This window comes from Roseococcus sp. (assembly GCF_965227005.1).
GTDB lineage: Bacteria > Pseudomonadota > Alphaproteobacteria > Acetobacterales > Acetobacteraceae > Roseococcus.
Window position 1 is genome coordinate 56,118 of the sequence record NZ_CBDDFJ010000011.1, and the last position, 14,684, is coordinate 70,801.

General features: G+C 70.6%; 16 protein-coding genes. 9 read left to right on the forward strand and 7 right to left on the reverse strand.

Annotation, left to right across the window (positions count from 1 at the left end):
* Positions 1-32: 32 nt before the first annotated feature.
* Positions 33-1,055, reverse strand: coding sequence for a phosphoribosylformylglycinamidine cyclo-ligase (gene purM / locus ACO057_RS05500; RefSeq protein WP_421989436.1), 1,023 nt, complete (start codon positions 1,053-1,055; stop codon positions 33-35).
* A gap of 93 nt (positions 1,056-1,148) precedes the next feature.
* Between purM and ACO057_RS05505 the strand changes: the two genes are divergently transcribed.
* From ACO057_RS05505 to ACO057_RS05530, 6 genes are read left to right on the forward strand one after another with little or no spacing between them, the layout of a single operon-like run.
* Positions 1,149-1,811, forward strand: a complete 663-nt coding sequence (locus ACO057_RS05505) for a hypothetical protein (protein ID WP_421989438.1) — start codon at positions 1,149-1,151, stop codon at positions 1,809-1,811.
* A gap of 10 nt (positions 1,812-1,821) precedes the next feature.
* Positions 1,822-2,394: a CDP-alcohol phosphatidyltransferase family protein gene (locus ACO057_RS05510; RefSeq protein ID WP_421989440.1), complete on the forward strand. Its 573-nt coding sequence runs from the start codon at positions 1,822-1,824 to the stop codon at positions 2,392-2,394.
* A gap of 22 nt (positions 2,395-2,416) precedes the next feature.
* The gene (locus ACO057_RS05515; protein WP_421989442.1) at positions 2,417-3,541 is read left to right on the forward strand and encodes an AI-2E family transporter; all 1,125 of its coding nucleotides are present in this window, start codon (positions 2,417-2,419) and stop codon (positions 3,539-3,541) included.
* Positions 3,538-4,254, forward strand: coding sequence for a chromosomal replication initiator DnaA (locus tag ACO057_RS05520; RefSeq protein WP_421989444.1), 717 nt, complete (start codon positions 3,538-3,540; stop codon positions 4,252-4,254). Before ACO057_RS05515 ends, ACO057_RS05520 begins: the two co-directional genes overlap by 4 nt.
* 9 nt (positions 4,255-4,263) lie before the next feature.
* The gene (locus tag ACO057_RS05525) at positions 4,264-6,465 is read left to right on the forward strand and encodes an RNA degradosome polyphosphate kinase (RefSeq protein ID WP_421989446.1); all 2,202 of its coding nucleotides are present in this window, start codon (positions 4,264-4,266) and stop codon (positions 6,463-6,465) included.
* Positions 6,466-6,472: 7 nt separating this feature from the next.
* The gene (locus ACO057_RS05530) at positions 6,473-7,954 is read left to right on the forward strand and encodes a Ppx/GppA family phosphatase (protein ID WP_421989448.1); all 1,482 of its coding nucleotides are present in this window, start codon (positions 6,473-6,475) and stop codon (positions 7,952-7,954) included.
* 6 nt (positions 7,955-7,960) lie between these two features.
* Here ACO057_RS05530 and ACO057_RS05535 read toward each other — a convergent pair whose 3' ends face one another.
* The 4 genes from ACO057_RS05535 to ACO057_RS05550 form a co-directional block, all read right to left on the reverse strand.
* Entirely contained in the window at positions 7,961-8,233 is a 273-nt protein-coding gene (locus ACO057_RS05535; protein WP_421989450.1) for a hypothetical protein, read from the reverse strand.
* Positions 8,234-8,315: 82 nt separating this feature from the next.
* A complete protein-coding gene (locus tag ACO057_RS05540; RefSeq protein ID WP_421989452.1) occupies positions 8,316-9,251 on the reverse strand; it encodes an AEC family transporter in 936 nt (311 codons plus the stop codon).
* Entirely contained in the window at positions 9,248-9,883 is a 636-nt protein-coding gene (gmk, locus tag ACO057_RS05545) for a guanylate kinase (protein ID WP_421989454.1), read from the reverse strand. Before gmk ends, ACO057_RS05540 begins: the two co-directional genes overlap by 4 nt.
* The gene (locus ACO057_RS05550) at positions 9,873-10,775 is read right to left on the reverse strand and encodes a YicC/YloC family endoribonuclease (RefSeq protein ID WP_421989456.1); all 903 of its coding nucleotides are present in this window, start codon (positions 10,773-10,775) and stop codon (positions 9,873-9,875) included. The genes gmk and ACO057_RS05550 overlap by 11 nt, the downstream gene beginning before the upstream one ends.
* 38 nt (positions 10,776-10,813) lie before the next feature.
* Between ACO057_RS05550 and ACO057_RS05555 the strand changes: the two genes are divergently transcribed.
* The 3 genes from ACO057_RS05555 to ACO057_RS05565 all read left to right on the forward strand — a co-directional run bounded on the left by ACO057_RS05555 (position 10,814) and on the right by ACO057_RS05565 (position 13,049).
* A complete protein-coding gene (locus ACO057_RS05555) occupies positions 10,814-11,596 on the forward strand; it encodes an SDR family NAD(P)-dependent oxidoreductase (RefSeq protein ID WP_421989458.1) in 783 nt (260 codons plus the stop codon).
* A 66-nt stretch (positions 11,597-11,662) separates the two neighbouring features.
* Positions 11,663-12,622, forward strand: coding sequence for a Bug family tripartite tricarboxylate transporter substrate binding protein (locus ACO057_RS05560; protein WP_421989460.1), 960 nt, complete (start codon positions 11,663-11,665; stop codon positions 12,620-12,622).
* Entirely contained in the window at positions 12,615-13,049 is a 435-nt protein-coding gene (locus ACO057_RS05565; protein ID WP_421989462.1) for a hypothetical protein, read from the forward strand. The genes ACO057_RS05560 and ACO057_RS05565 overlap by 8 nt, the downstream gene beginning before the upstream one ends.
* 89 nt (positions 13,050-13,138) lie before the next feature.
* Here ACO057_RS05565 and rplQ read toward each other — a convergent pair whose 3' ends face one another.
* Both rplQ and ACO057_RS05575 read right to left on the reverse strand, forming a co-directional pair.
* The gene (rplQ, locus tag ACO057_RS05570; protein WP_421989464.1) at positions 13,139-13,561 is read right to left on the reverse strand and encodes a 50S ribosomal protein L17; all 423 of its coding nucleotides are present in this window, start codon (positions 13,559-13,561) and stop codon (positions 13,139-13,141) included.
* Positions 13,562-13,582: 21 nt separating this feature from the next.
* The gene (locus ACO057_RS05575; protein ID WP_421989466.1) at positions 13,583-14,599 is read right to left on the reverse strand and encodes a DNA-directed RNA polymerase subunit alpha; all 1,017 of its coding nucleotides are present in this window, start codon (positions 14,597-14,599) and stop codon (positions 13,583-13,585) included.
* Positions 14,600-14,684: the final 85 nt, after the last annotated feature.

Genomic DNA, 14,684 nt, shown 5'->3' on the forward strand with positions numbered 1-14,684 from the left:
CCCGGAGATCAGGATCGCGACGCGCGGCTTGCTCAAAGGGCCAGACTGCCCTGTAAGACGACCTCGGCCTCGCCGGCCGTGCCGGGGATGAGCCGGCCGACCCGGAAGGCGGCTTCGCCCGCCTCGGTCAGCATCGCGATGGCCTTGTCCGCATCGGCCTCGGCCACGACGACGACCATGCCCAGGCCGCAGTTGAAGACCTTCAGCATCTCGGCCTCGACCACCCCGCCGGCGCGGGCCAGCCAGGGGAAGACGGGCGGCAGCGGCCAGGAGCCGGCCTGGACCTCGGCCGCGACGCCGTCGGGCAGCACGCGGGGCAGATTGCCCGGCAGGCCGCCGCCGGTGATGTGGGCCGCCGCCTTCAGGAGGCCGGCCTTATGCAGGGCCAGAACCGACTTCACGTAGATCCGAGTCGGCACCAGCAACGCCTCGGCAAGCGTCTTGTCTTCGGCGAAAGGCGCGGGCGCCGTGAGCGCCACGCCCGAAGCCTCGATGATCCGGCGGACGAGGGAAAAGCCGTTGGAATGCACGCCCGAGCTGCCCAGGCCGATCAGCACGTCGCCGGGGCCGACATCCTTGGGCAGCAGCGCGCTGCGCTCGGCCGCGCCGACGGAGAAGCCGGCGAGGTCGTAATCGCCGCCGTGATACATGCCCGGCATCTCGGCCGTCTCACCGCCGACCAGCGCGCAGCCGGCCTGGCGGCAGCCCTCGGCGATGCCGGAGACGACCTCGGCCGCCTGCTCGACCTCGAGCTTGCCGGTCGCGAAATAATCCAGGAAGAACAAGGGCTCTCCGCCCTGCACCACCAGATCGTTCACGCACATGGCGACGAGGTCCACGCCCACATGGCCATGGATGCCCGCCTCGATGGCGAGGCGCAGCTTGGTGCCCACGCCGTCGGTCGAGCTGATGAGCACGGGGTCGGTGAAACCGGCCGCCTTCAGGTCGAAGAGCGCGCCGAAGCCTCCGAGCCCGCCCATGCTGCCCGCGCGATTCGTGCTCTTGGCCAGCGGCTTGATCCGCTCGACCAGGGCGTCGCCGGCCTCGATGTCCACGCCCGCCTGAGCATAGGTGAGACCGTTCTTCTCGGAACTGTTCAGGGCTGCCTCCGATGGGTTAAACCCAGGCCAGTGAAACGAGGATGGTCCATGACGGCGAGACACCTGGTGGCGGCCCTGGTCATGGCGCTGCTCTTTTGCCCGCCCCTGAAGGCGCAGGACAACCCCCTCGTGCAGCGGGGCATCCCTGCGGAAGCCACAGCCGAGAATGCGGTGACCGCGCGCGACCGTGCGCATGCCAATGCCCGGCGCATCGCCTTCCAGCGCATGGCCGAGGCTCTGGGCGGCGGAATCGCCACCCCCTCGGACGCCCAGCTCGAGCGCATGGTGGCCGCCCTCATCGTCGAGAACGAGCGCACAAGCTCCACGCGCTATTCCGGCCAGCTCACCGTGCAGTTCTCCCCGGGCCAGGTGGCCTCGCTGACCGGACGGAGCTTCTCCGGCTCGGGCGCCGCTTCGGGTGGCGGGAGCGCGCCGGGCAGCATGGGGCTGAACATCCCCATGGCCGCGCAGTCCTATGTCGAGGCCACGACCCGCTTCAACTCCTTCCAGGAATGGCTGGAGCTGCGCCGCCGCCTGCGCGCCTCGAATATCGTGGCGAGCGTGGACCTCGTGGCCATCAGCCCCGATGCGGCCCGCATGCGCCTGGGCCTGCGCCAGCAGGCAGGCGAGGCCGCGGCCTCGCTGGGCGCCGTGGGGGTCTCCGTCTCGCAGGAGGGGAATCGCTGGCAGGTCGGGCTCGGCGGGGGTTGATCCCCCAGGCATGACCCCGGAAGGCGCCCCGGCGCACCAACTGCTGACGCTGCCCAACCTGATCACCCTGGCGCGGCTCGCCTCCGTGCCGGCCACGATCTGGCTGATCCTGCATCACCGGCTGGACATCGCCTTCCTGCTCTTCCTCGCCGCCGGCCTGTCGGACGCGCTGGACGGCTGGCTGGCGCGCTACACCAATTCCCGCAGCGCCATCGGCGCCCTGCTCGATCCCGTGGCCGACAAGGCGCTGCTCATCTCGGTCTATGTCACCCTCGCGGCGATGGGCGTGCTGCCGGACTGGCTCGCCATCCTCGTCGTCTTCCGCGACGTGGTGATCGTGGGCGGGCTGCTGCTGCTGTGGATGCTGGGCGCGCGCACGGCGATCAAGCCGCTCTACATCTCCAAGCTCAACACGGCGATGCAGCTGATCCTGGCCGGATTCGCGCTCTTCCATGCGGGCTTCGGCGTGGAGCTGCATCTGCCGCTGCTCGTCCTGATCTGGCTGACGGCGGCGACCACCCTCTGGTCCGGCCTCGCCTATGTGCTGGCCGCCGGCCACCGGCTGAAAGCCCCCCCGACGTGAGCCTCGACGTGAGCATGGCCGCATGAGCGAACAGATCCCCGCCCCCGGCCGTGGCCGCGCCGCGCCCCTGGTGGCCACGCGCCGGCAGAGGGCCATGCTGTCCTTCGGCGTGCTGGCCGCCCTGCTCCTGGCGATCTGGCTCTTCGCCGATATCCTGACGCCCTTCGTCCTCGCCGGCTGCGTGGCCTATTTCCTCGACCCCCTGGCGACGCGCATGACCCGCCTGGGCATGCCGCGCTCGCTCGCGGCCGTGCTGCTGGTGATATTGATGGTGCTGGCCGTGCTGCTGGCGCTGCTGCTGCTCTATCCGCTGATCGTCTCGCAGATGGCCGTGCTGCTGACCGCCCTGCCCAGCTATGTCACCAGCATCACCGCCACCCTGCGCGAATTGCTGGACCGCCTGCAGGAGGCCGCCGGCCCCGACGTCGTGGGCCCGCGCCTGCGCGAGCTGATCCTCGCCCAGGTCGGCGCGATGGTGAGCTGGCTCGGCACCGCCGCGACCCGGCTGATCGGCGGGGGCCTGGCGCTGTTCAACGTCTTCACTTTGGCCATCGTCACGCCGGTGATGAGCTTCTACCTGCTGCGCGACTGGCCCAGCATGATGGCCCGGATCGAGAGCTGGATGCCGCGCCGCTCGGCCTCCACGCTGCGCCAGCTCGCCCGCGACATCGACCGCGTTCTCTCGGCCTGGCTGCGCGGGCAGATGCTCTGCTGCCTGATCCTGTGCGTCTATTACGCGGTGGCGCTCACGGCGATCGGGCTGGACCTCGGCCTCACCGTCGGGCTGATGTCGGGCATCCTGTCCTTCATCCCCTATGTGGGCTCCATGACGGGGCTGGTGCTCTCCGTCCTGCTGGCGGTGGGCCAGTGGGGCGACTGGAACGGCGTGGTCTGGGTGCTGGCGATCTTCTTCACCGGCCAGGCCGTCGAGGGCTACATCATCTATCCCCGCCTGCTGGGCGACCGGGTTCATCTGCACGCCGTCTGGGTCATCTTCGCGCTCTTCGCCGGCGGCGTGGCCTTCGGCTTCCTGGGCGTGCTGCTGGCCGTGCCGATCGCCGCCGCGATGGGGGTGCTGGCGCGCTACTGGCTGCGGCGCTACCTGGAAAGCCCGCTGTACCTCGACCCTCCAAGGACCGGGATGTGACCCAGCTCACCTTGCCCATCGAGCGTCCGCCCTCCTACGCGGTCGACGACTTCGTGCCCGATTCGAGCAATGCGGAGGCCCTGCGCTGGCTCTCCGCCATCGAGAGCTGGCCCTCGCACCGCCTGGTCCTGGCCGGGCCGACGGGCACGGGAAAGACGCATCTACTGCACGTCTGGGCCGGGGCCCGGGGCTGGGACATGCTGCGCGGGCCCGATATCCGCGGCCTGCCGCCGATTCCCCTGCGCGGCGCCGCCGTGGACGAGGCCGATCTCCCCGGCGAGGAGCAGGCCATGCTCCACCTCATGAACGCCTGCGCCGAGGCGGGCCTGCCTTTGCTCATGGCCTCGCCCCGCCCTCCCTCGCGCTGGCGCATCGCCTTGCCGGACCTGCGCTCGCGCCTGGCGGCGACCGCCGTGGCCCTGCTGGACGAACCCTCCGACGCGCTGCTGGACGCGATTCTGGCCAAGCAGCTCTCCGACCGCCAGCTCCAGCTCGCCCCCAGCCTGCTGGATGCGCTGCGCCTGCGCCTGCCGCGCAGCGCCGCCGCCATGGCCGAGGCCGCCGCCCGGCTGGACCGGGCCTCGCTGATCTCGGGCCGCAAGCTCACGCGCTCGGACGCGCTGGCCATTCTGCGGCCGCTCTTCGATGACGATTTCGCGACATCGGACGACGGCGTGACCGATGCCGCCCTACGCAGCTCCGCGCTGTTGTAAGACCCCATGATGTCGAGCAGCGAAACCCTCCCCGCCCCGATCCCCGCCGCCCAGGCGCCGTCCCATGCCGTCGAGCCGCTGGGCGATCCGTCGCGGTTCTTCAACCGCGAGCTGTCCTGGCTCGATTTCAACACGCGCGTGCTGGAGGAGGCCGCCAATCCGCAGCACCCGCTGCTGGAACGGCTGCGCTTCGTCGCCATCTCGGGCTCCAACCTGGACGAATTCTACTCGGTCCGCGTCTCCGGCCTGGTCGGCCAGGAGCGCGAGGGGGTGAAGACCCAGTCGCCCGACGGCATGACGCCGAGCCAGCAGCTCGCCGCCGTGCAGGCCCGCGCCCTGACGCTGATCGAGGGCCAGCAGGAGGCCTGGCGCACCCTGCGCCATCTGCTGCGCCCGGCCGGCATCGCCGTGCTCGATGCCGGCGAGATCCAGCCGACGGAGATCGCCTGGCTCGAATCCTATTTCCAAGAGCGCATCTTCCCCGTCCTCACGCCGCTGGCGGTGGACCCTGCCCACCCCTTCCCCTTCATCTCGAACCTCGCCTTCTGCATGGTGCTGAAGCTGGTGCGCGAGGAGGATGGCGGCACCATGCGCGCGCTGCTGACCATGCCCCCGCAGGTCGAGCGCTTCGTCCGCCTGCCCGCCGCACCGGATGGCGGAATCCGCTTCGCCTCGCTGGAGGATGTGGTGGCGCTGAACCTGCACCACCTCTTCCCCGGCTTCATCCCCGCCGAGCGCGGCCTCTTCCGCCTCATCCGCGACACCGACGTGGAATTCGAGGAGGAGGCCGAGGATCTCGTCCGCTCCTACGAGACCGCGCTCAAGCGCCGCCGGCGCGGGCGCGCCATCCGCCTCGCCGTCGAGGCCGGCATGCCGCAGGACATGGTCGACTTCGTCGCCGAGGAGCTGGAGGCCGACCGCAGCGCCATCTTCGTGGTGGACGGCCTGCTCGGCGTCTCGGACCTCAGCCAGCTCATCGTGGATGACCGCCCGGACCTGCTCTTCACGCCCTACGCGCCCCGCTTCCCCGAGCGCATCCTGGATTTCGGCGGCGATTGCTTCGCGGCAATCCGCGCCAAGGACATCGTGGTCCACCACCCCTATGAATCCTTCGACGTGGTGGTGCAGTTCCTCCGCCAGGCGGCGCGCGACCCCGCCGTCATCGGCATCAAGCAGACGCTCTACCGCACCAGCCGCGACAGCCCGATCGCGCGCGCCCTCATCGAAGCGGCCGAGGCGGGCAAATCCGTCACCGCCATGGTGGAGCTGAAGGCGCGCTTCGACGAGGAGCGCAACATCTCCATCGCGCGCGAGCTGGAGGCCGCCGGGGTGCAGGTCGTCTACGGCTTCGTCGAGCTGAAGACCCACGCCAAGATCAGCCTGGTGATCCGGCGCGAGGGCGCGAACCTGCGCAGCTACGTGCATTTCGGGACGGGCAACTACCACCCCATCACCGCGCGCATCTACACCGACATCAGCTTCTTCACCGCCGATCCGATGCTGACGCGCGACGCCTCCAAGCTGTTCAACTACATGACCGGCTATGCGCGCCCCGAAGCCATGGAGCGCCTCGCCTTCTCGCCGCTCACCATCCGTCCCTCGCTGCTCGGGCTGATCGAGCAGGAGATCGCCTTCGCGCGGGAGGGCAAGCCGGCCGGCATCTGGCTGAAGATGAACAGCCTCGTCGACCGCGACCTGATCGACGCGCTCTACCGGGCCAGCCAGGCCGGGGTGAAGATCGACTGCGTGGTGCGCGGCATCTGCTGCCTGCGCCCGGGCGTGGCGGGCCTCTCCGAGAACATCCGGGTCAAGAGCATCGTCGGCCGCTTCCTGGAGCACAGCCGCATCTACGTCTTCGGCAATGGCTACCGCCTGCCCAGCCGCCGCGCGCGCGTCTTCATCAGCAGCGCCGACTGGATGGCGCGCAACATGGACTGGCGCGTGGAGACCATGGTGCCGGTCGAGAATCCGACGGTGCATGCCCAGGTGCTGGACCAGATCATGGTGATCAACTTCAAGGATGCCGCGCAGAGCTGGAATCTCGAGTCGGACGGAACCTGGCGTCGCCAGACGCCCGACCCGCGGGCCTTCTCCGCGCATGAGTATTTCATGACCAACCCGTCGCTCTCGGGGCGCGGCTCGGCGCTCAATCCGCCGCCGCAGACGCGCGCCCCACGCCGCCACAAGACCGACCGGATGCAACAGGACTAAGTCGCGCATGAATGTCATACGGCCCGAACAGCCCCGCTTCGGCGTTGTCGATCTCGGCTCCAACTCGGTCCGCCTCGTCGTCTATGAGGGGCTACTTCGCAATCCGCATGCCATCTTCAATGAAAAGGCCGTCCTGGGCCTGGGCCGCGGCCTGCACACGACCGGCCGGCTGAACGAGGAGGCCTCGGACCAGGCGCTGACCGTGCTTGGCCGCTACCACGCCCTCGCTGTGGGCATGGGCGCCGATCCGGTGGAGGTCCTGGCCACCGCCGCCGTGCGTGACGCGACCAATGGCCAGGCCTTCCTGGAAGACATCGAGGCCGTGATGCCGGGCGCGCGCGTCTCGGTGCTCTCCGGCGACGGCGAGGCGCGGCTCTCTGCCGAAGGGCTGCTCATGGGCGTCCCCATGGCCGATGGCGTGCTGGGCGACCTGGGCGGCGGCTCGCTGGAACTGGTGAAGCTGGTGCGCGGCGAGATCGTGGAGACCGTCTCGCTGCCCATCGGCACCATCCGCCTCGCGGACCGCGCGGAGGACGATATCAGCCGCGCGCGGGCCATCGTGGAAGCCGAGCTGAAGCGCGTGCCCTGGCTGGGCGCGCAGCCGCTGAAGGACCTGTTCCTGGTGGGCGGCACCTTCCGGGCGCTGGCGCGCATCCACATCGCCCAGACCGGCTATCCGCTGTCGATCGTCCATCACTACGCGATCCGCCGCGAAGAGGCGCGCGACCTCGCCGGCGTGGTGATGACCGCGCCGCGCCGCTCGCTGGAGCGCATGCCCTCCGCCCCCACCAAGCGCGTCTCCGACCTGCCCTTCGCCGCGGTGGTGATGCGCCGTCTGCTGCGCGCCTCGGGCGCGGCGCGCGTGGTCTTCTCGGCCAACGGCCTGCGCGAGGGCTGGTACGGCCGGCGTCTTTCGGCCGAGGAGCGGGCAAGCGATCCGCTGATCGCCGCGGCCGTGGAACTCGGCGAGCGGCTGGGGCGCGACCCTGCCCTGCCCAAGGCGCTGCTGCGCTGGACCGAGGCGCTGGCGGAGGAGGGCATCGATCCCCAGCTTCGCGAGGCGGCCTGCTGGGTCAGCGACACCGGCTCGCGCGATCACCCCGAATATCGCGCCGAGCAATCCTATCTGCGCATCCTGCGGCTGCACGGGGTGGGGCTCGACCATCACGCCCGCGCCTTCCTCGCGCTGGTCGCGTCGCTGCGCTACGAGGCCGAGGCCGATTCGCCCTGGCTCGTGCCCGCGCGCTCGCTCCTCTCGGCGGCCACCATCCGCCGGGCCGAGGTTCTGGGGGCGGCTTTCCGCCTGGCCTATACGCTTTGCGGCGGCGTGCCGGCCCTGTTGGACGCGACCGTGCTCGAGCGGCGCGGCCGGCGGCTGGTGCTGAAACTGCATCAGAGCGCGGGCGTCTTCGCGGGCGAGAGCGTGCTGCGGCGCCTGGAGGTGCTGGCCGCCGCACTCGGGCTGGAAGCGCTTCTGGAAGTCGACTGACGCGGCTCAGCGCCGCAGCGCGATCGTCGCCGCCACGAGCGTCGCCACCAGCACGGCGCAGAGAATCTCCTCGACGGAGAGGTCGAAGAGAACGCCGAGGCACCAGCCCGCCAACGGCAGCAGGGCCAGGCGGATCAGCCGGCCTTCCTCCAACCGCGGGCGGCGTCGGGCGCGAGGGGGCGGCGCCAGGGGTTCGGCGTCATAGGGCCCCAGGGCCTGCAACGCGATGTGCTCGGCCGTCGAAAGCTGTCGCTCCTGGGATTTGACGGGCTCTTCCATGCGGAGATGATCGTTCCGCGCGCCTCCCGCCGGCCAATTCATTCCTCCTTTGGGAGCGAGAGAGACGGCCTATCCGCCCGCGTCAGCCGACCGTGAAATAGGCCAGCAGCACCGAGAGCGTCAGGATGGAGAGCGTGGTCGAGACCAGCACCGCCGCGCCCGAGGCGTCGGTCCCCGTCGCATAGCGCCGGGCCAGGAGGAAGGCATTGGCCCCCGTGGGCATCGCGGCCGCGATCACCGCCACGGCGAGCTCCATCGGCGCGAGGCCCATCGCCCGGCCGATCGCCCAGACCAGGACCGGCAGCGCCACCAGCTTCAGCCCGACGGTGACGCCCGTCTGCCGCCAGCTGGCCCGCGCATTGAAGCCCTTGAGGCTGCCGCCGAGGCAGAAGAGCGCGACCGGCGCCGCCGCGGCGCCCAGCATCTGCAGCGTGGCCCGCGCGGGGGCCGGCATGGGCAGGTGCAGCGAGCTCCAGATCAGCGCGGCCGTGACGGCCATGAAGACCGGGTTGCGCGCCATGCCGGCCAGGGTGACGACGAACAGGCGCAGCGGCGCGGCCTTCGCGTTATGCGCGATCTCGGCGATGACCGTGGCCGCGCCTAGCAGCAGCATGGAGTGCAGCGCCAGGATCGCGATCAGGATGGACAGCCCCGGCTGCCCGAAAGCGGCCACGACGATGGGAATGCCCATCATCACCGTGTTGCCATAGGCCACATCGAGCGCGAGCCCGCCCGTCGTGCCCAGAGGCAGCCCGGCCGCGCGCCCGCCGAGCAGAGTCGCGACATAGAGCACGCCGACGCCCAGGAAGAAGGCCAGCGCCGCCGCCCCGCCGCCCTGATGGCCGGCCGTGCCGCTGGCGAAGAGCAGCGCCGGGGCGGCCAGGGTGAAGGCGAAGCTGTTGAGGCCCTTGAAGCCCGCCGCGTCGATCCAGCCACGGGCAGCCGCGAGATAGCCGCCGAGGATGATGGCGAAGATCGGCGCCACCACCTGCAGGACGACGAGGAAAGCGTCCTTCATTCCCGCAGCAGGCCCGCGACGAAATCGCCGAGCCAGGGTTGCCGCGCCCGCTCGCCGCGCGCGGCATAGAGGATGGTGCGGACGGCCTGGACGGTGGTCTGGAAATCCTCGTTCACCAGCACATTGTCGAATTCGTCCCAATGGGCGATCTCGTCGCGCGCGGCGGCCACGCGGCGCGCGATCTCCTCGTCGCTGTCCTGGCCGCGGTGGCGCAGCCGGCGCTCCAGCTCGCGGATCGAGGGCGGCAGCAGGAAGATGCCGACGACATCCTGCGGCAGGGCCTCGCGCAGCAGGCGATGGCCCTGCCATTCGATGTCGAAGAGCACGTCGCGCCCGGCGGCCAGCGCCTGCTCCACCGGCGCGCGCGGCGTGCCGTAGGAGCGGCCGAGGAAGGTCGCGTGCTCGATGAAGCCGCCGGCCTCCACCATCTCGGCGAAGGTCTCGGGCGTTTTGAAGAAGTAGTGCTTGCCCTCCTCCTCGCCCGGGCGCGGCTGGCGGGTGGTGGCGCTGACGGACAGCGAGAGCTCTGGCTCGGTGCCCAGGATCTCGCGCGAGATGCTGGTCTTGCCGACGCCGGGCGCGGCCGAGAGAACGAGGCACACGCCGCGACGGTTGGGGCCGTTATTCGACATTGGCGGCCTGCTCCCGAAGCCGTTCGATGGCGGCCTTGAGGTCGAGGCCGATGCGCGTCAGCGCCACGCTCGCCGATTTGGAGCAGAGCGTGTTCGCCTCGCGCACGAATTCCTGCACGAGGAAGTCCAGCTTGCGCCCCGCCCCCTCGCCTTCCGCGACCAGCGCGCGGGCGGCGGCGAGGTGCGCGGCCAGTCGGTCCAGCTCCTCGCGCACGTCGGATTTGGTGGCGAGCAGCGCCACCTCCTGCGCCAGGCGCTCCTCGGGGAAGCGGGCGCGTCCGGCCTCGCCCAGCAGGTTGGCCAGGGTCTCCGACAGTCGCGCCTGCTGCGCGGCGGGCTGGTTGGAGGCCTCGGCCCCGGCCGCGGCGCAAAGCGCCTCGATCTCGTCGAGCAGCGCGGTCACGATCTCGGCGAGACGCGCGCCCTCGGCCGCCCGCGACTCCCACAGCGCCTTCAGCCCGCGCTGGAAGGCGGCCAGCAGGAGGCCGCGCCGGGCCTCCTCCTCCGCCTCGGTGAGCTCGGCCTGCTCGGCGCGCATCACGCCGGGCAGGGCCAGCAGCGCCTCGGCGCGCGGCGGGGCGGCGCCGGGGATGCGCGCGGCCAGGCCGAGGGCCAGTTCCAGCGCGCGTTCCAGCGCCACCGGATCGGGCGTCATCGGCGCGCGGGCCTCGCCGCGAAGCGTCAGGCCGATCTGCACGTTGCCGCGCTTGAGGCGCTTCGATCCCGCTTCGCGCGCGGGGGCCTCCAGCGCGTCCATCCCGTTCGGCAGGCGGAAGCGCAGCTCCAGCCCCCGCCCGTTCACGCTCTTCATTTCCCAGGCATAGGCGGTGCCGTCGGCCAGGGTCCCGGCTTCCCGCGCGAAGCCCGTCATGCTGCATAGTCGCTTGCTCATGCGGGATTTCTCCCGCGCCCTCGTCAAGGAGTCCAGGGATGCGCTGGCCGAATGTCCTGATCACCGGCGCCTCCTCGGGCATCGGCGCCGCTTTGGCCGAGGCCTGCGCCGCGCCGGGCGTGACGCTGCACCTCTCCGCCCGCAGGGCGGCGCGGCTGGAGGCGGTTGCCCAGGCCTGCCGGGCGAAGGGGGCCCAGGTGCTTCCGGTCGCCATGGACGTGCGCGATGCCGAGGGCATGGCGGGCTGGATCGGCAGCGCGGGGCGGCTCGACCTCGTCATCGCCAATGCCGGCGTCGGCGCGGGGACCGGCGATGGCTGGGAGGGCGCGGAGGATTGCCGCGCCGTCTTCGATACGAATGTGAACGGCGTGCTGAACACCGCGCTTCCGGCCATCGCCGCCATGGCGGCCCAGGCCCCCGGCGCGGACGGGCTGCGCGGGCGCGTGGCGGTGATCGCCTCGGTGGCCGCCTTCGTCGCCGCCCCCAGCACGCCGGCCTATGGCGCGAGCAAGGCCGCCGTCCAGCGCTGGACCGAAGCGCGCGACGGCACCGAGCGCAAGCGCGGCATCCGGATGCATTCGGTCAATCCCGGCTTCGTGCGCACGCCGATGACGGCCGTGAACACCTTCCCCATGCCCTTCCTGCTGGAACCGGAGCAGGCCGCGAAGCGGACGCTGGACGGCATCGCGGCCGGGCGGCTGCGCATCGTCTATCCCTGGCGGCTCTATGCGATGGCGCGGATGGTGGGCGCCCTGCCGCCGGCTTGGCGCAACCGGCTGCTGAGCCTGGCGCCGGCCAAGCCGCAGGGCAGGCAAAGCTAGGCCCGGTTCAGCTTGACGCCCGCCCTCCTGGGCCTGATGTGATGGCATCCAGCCGGAAGATGCCCGATGATCCTGACCCGCCGACTCGCCCTCGCCATGCCCGCTTTGGCGGCCCCCGGCCTCGCCCGGGCGCAGGCCTATCCGTCCCGTCCCATCCGCATCGTCGTCCCCTTCGCCGCCGGCGGCGCGGCCGACAGCGCCACGCGGGCCCTGACGCAGCGCATGTCCGAGCGCCTGGGCCAGACCCTGGTGGTCGAGAACCGCACCGGCGCCGGCGGCTCGCTGGGCGGCGGAGAGGTCGCGCGCTCGGCGCCCGACGGCCATACCCTGCTGATGGATGCATCGAGCCATCTGGTGAACCCCACGCTGCTGCGCGGGCTGAACTTCGACTACGCGACCGCCTTCGCGCCGATCTCGCTGGTCGTCACCTTCCCGCAGGTCCTGGCCGTGAAGGCCGACCTGCCGGTCCGCACCCTGGCCGAGTTCATCGCCCTCGCCCGCACGCGCCCGCTCAACATCGGCACCCAGGGAAATGCGACGGCGGGCCATCTGGGCCTCGTGCAGTTCGGCCTCGCGGCCGGGATCGAGACGACCCACGTCCCCTATCGCGGCGGCGCCGATGCGGCGCGCGACCTCGCGGCCGGCACGCTGGACGGCGCCTTCATCACCATGCTCTCGGCTGGCCCGATTGTGGATAGCGGCCGCGCGCGCTTCATCGCCGTCTCCGCCCGCGAGCGCGTGGCCCTCCGCCCCGAGATCCCGACCTTCGCCGAGCTCGGCACGCCGGGCATCGAGATCAGCGAATGGGCCGCGCTCTTCGCCCCCGCCGGCACGCCGGCGCCAGTCCTGGTCACGCTGCACAAGGCCGTGGCCGAGACCCTCGCGGAACCGCCCGTCCAGGCGCGCCTGGCCCAGCTGGCCGCCGTGCCGGTGGGCAGCAACCCCGAGGACTTCGCCCGCTACGTCCGCGAGGGCCGCGCCACCATGGCCAGCCTCGTTCGCACGGCGAATATCAGCGTTGATTAGGCGCGCGCTCCTCCTCGGAGCTGCCGCCCTCCCCGTTGCGGCCCAGGCCGCGGCGCCGGAGGTGCTGGAACTGGTCGGACGCCCGCTCGTGGCCCTGGCCGCCCACCCCACCGTGGGGCCACGCCTGCGCACCATGACCGCGGGGCGCCAGCGCATCGTGAGCGACGCCGTCCGCGGCCCGGGGCCGGGTCTGACCATCACCGGATCCTGGATCCACGGCCAGGCCTGCGCGCCGGAGGGCTGTGGCTTGGCGAAGGTCTTCCTGGCCTTCGACACCCAGTCGGAATCGGTGGTGATCATGCTGCTGGAGCACGACCGCCCCTCGCTCTTCATTCCGCCGCGCGTCGCGCCCTGGCCGATGATCCTGGCGCCGGCCGTCCGCGCCTTCTCGCCGGAGCTCGGCGCGGTGATGCGCTTCAGCGAGTGATCGCGGCCGAGCGGCGCCCCAGAATCATGGCACAAAAAAAGGCGAAGGGTTTCCCCTTCGCCTGATTTGGTTTGGAAGAGAAGGCTGGCTTACGCCGCCTCCTGCTCCTCCACGACCTCGGGCTTCGGCCCGCTGTCGAGACCCTTGGCGGCCACATCGCGCTCGACGAGCTCGATCACGGCCATCGCCGCGGCGTCGCCGTAGCGGAAGCCGGCCTTCAGCACGCGGCAATAGCCACCGGCGCGCGTCTTGTAGCGATCGGCGATCGTGGTGAAGAGCTTGTCCACCACCTTATCGTCCATGATCACGGCATAGGCCTGACGGCGCGCATGCAGACCGCCACGCTTCGCCAGCGTGATGATGCGCTCGACATACGGGCGCAGCTCCTTCGCCTTGGGCAGCGTGGTCGTGATCTGCTCGTGCTTGAGCAGGCTCGTCGCCATGTTGCGGAACATGGCGGCGCGGTGGGTAGAGGTGACGTTGAGCTTCCGCCCAGCAACTCCATGACGCATCTAACTATCTCCTGGCCGGACTCAGAACGGCTCTTCGATCTTCTTCGCCAGGTCCTCGATGTTCTCGGGCGGCCAGCCGGTGATCGGCATGCCGAGCGAGAGCCCCATCGAGGCCAGCACTTCCTTGATTTCATTCAGAGACTTGCGGCCGAAGTTCGGCGTCCGCAGCATCTCCTGCTCGCTCTTCTGAACGAGGTCGCCGATGTAGACGATGTTGTCGTTCTTCAGGCAATTCGCCGAGCGGACGGACAGCTCGAGCTCATCGACCTTGCGCAGCAGGTTGCGGTTGAAGGGCAGGTCGTCCTGCACTTCGTCGCGCACCTTCTCGCGCGGCTCCTCGAAGGTCACGAAGAGCGACAGCTGGTCCTGCAGGATGCGGGCGGCAAGCGCCACGGCATCCTCGGGAACCACCGTGCCATTCGTCTCAAGCGAGAGAACCAGACGGTCGTAGTCGGTCACCTGACCCACGCGGGTCGGCTCGACGCGGTAGGACACCTTGCGAACCGGCGAGTAGATCGCATCGACCGGGATCAGACCGATCGGCGCGTCCTCGGCGCGGTTCATCGAGGCGGGCACGTAGCCGCGGCCGACCTGCACCGTGAGCTCCATGGAGAGCTTGGCGCCGTCGTCCAGCGTGCAGATGACCAGCTCGGGGTTGGCAATCTCGATGTCGCCCGAAGTCTGGATCTGAGCCGCCGTCACCTCGCCCGGGCCGGTCGCCGTCAGGAGAAGGCGCTTGGGGCCCTCGCCCTGGTAGCGGACGGCCAGCTGCTTGAGGTTGAGAATGATGTCGGTCACATCCTCGCGCGCGCCGGTCAGGCTGCTGAACTCATGCAGCACGCCGTCGATCTTCACGCCCGTCACGGCCGCGCCCTGGAGCGAGGACAGCAGGATGCGACGCAGCGCATTGCCAAGCGTTTGGCCGAAGCCGCGCTCGAGCGGCTCGGCCACCAGCGTCGCCTGACGCAGATCCGTGCTGCCCGACTCGACCTGCAGCTTCTCGGGCTTGATCAGTGATTGCCAGTTGCGTTCGAGCAAGTGCGTCTCTCCTGGGAGCGGGCCCGCCCGGCCAAAGGGACCGGGGCGGGGAGATGCTCTCGATACAGAATTCCGGCGGCCAACG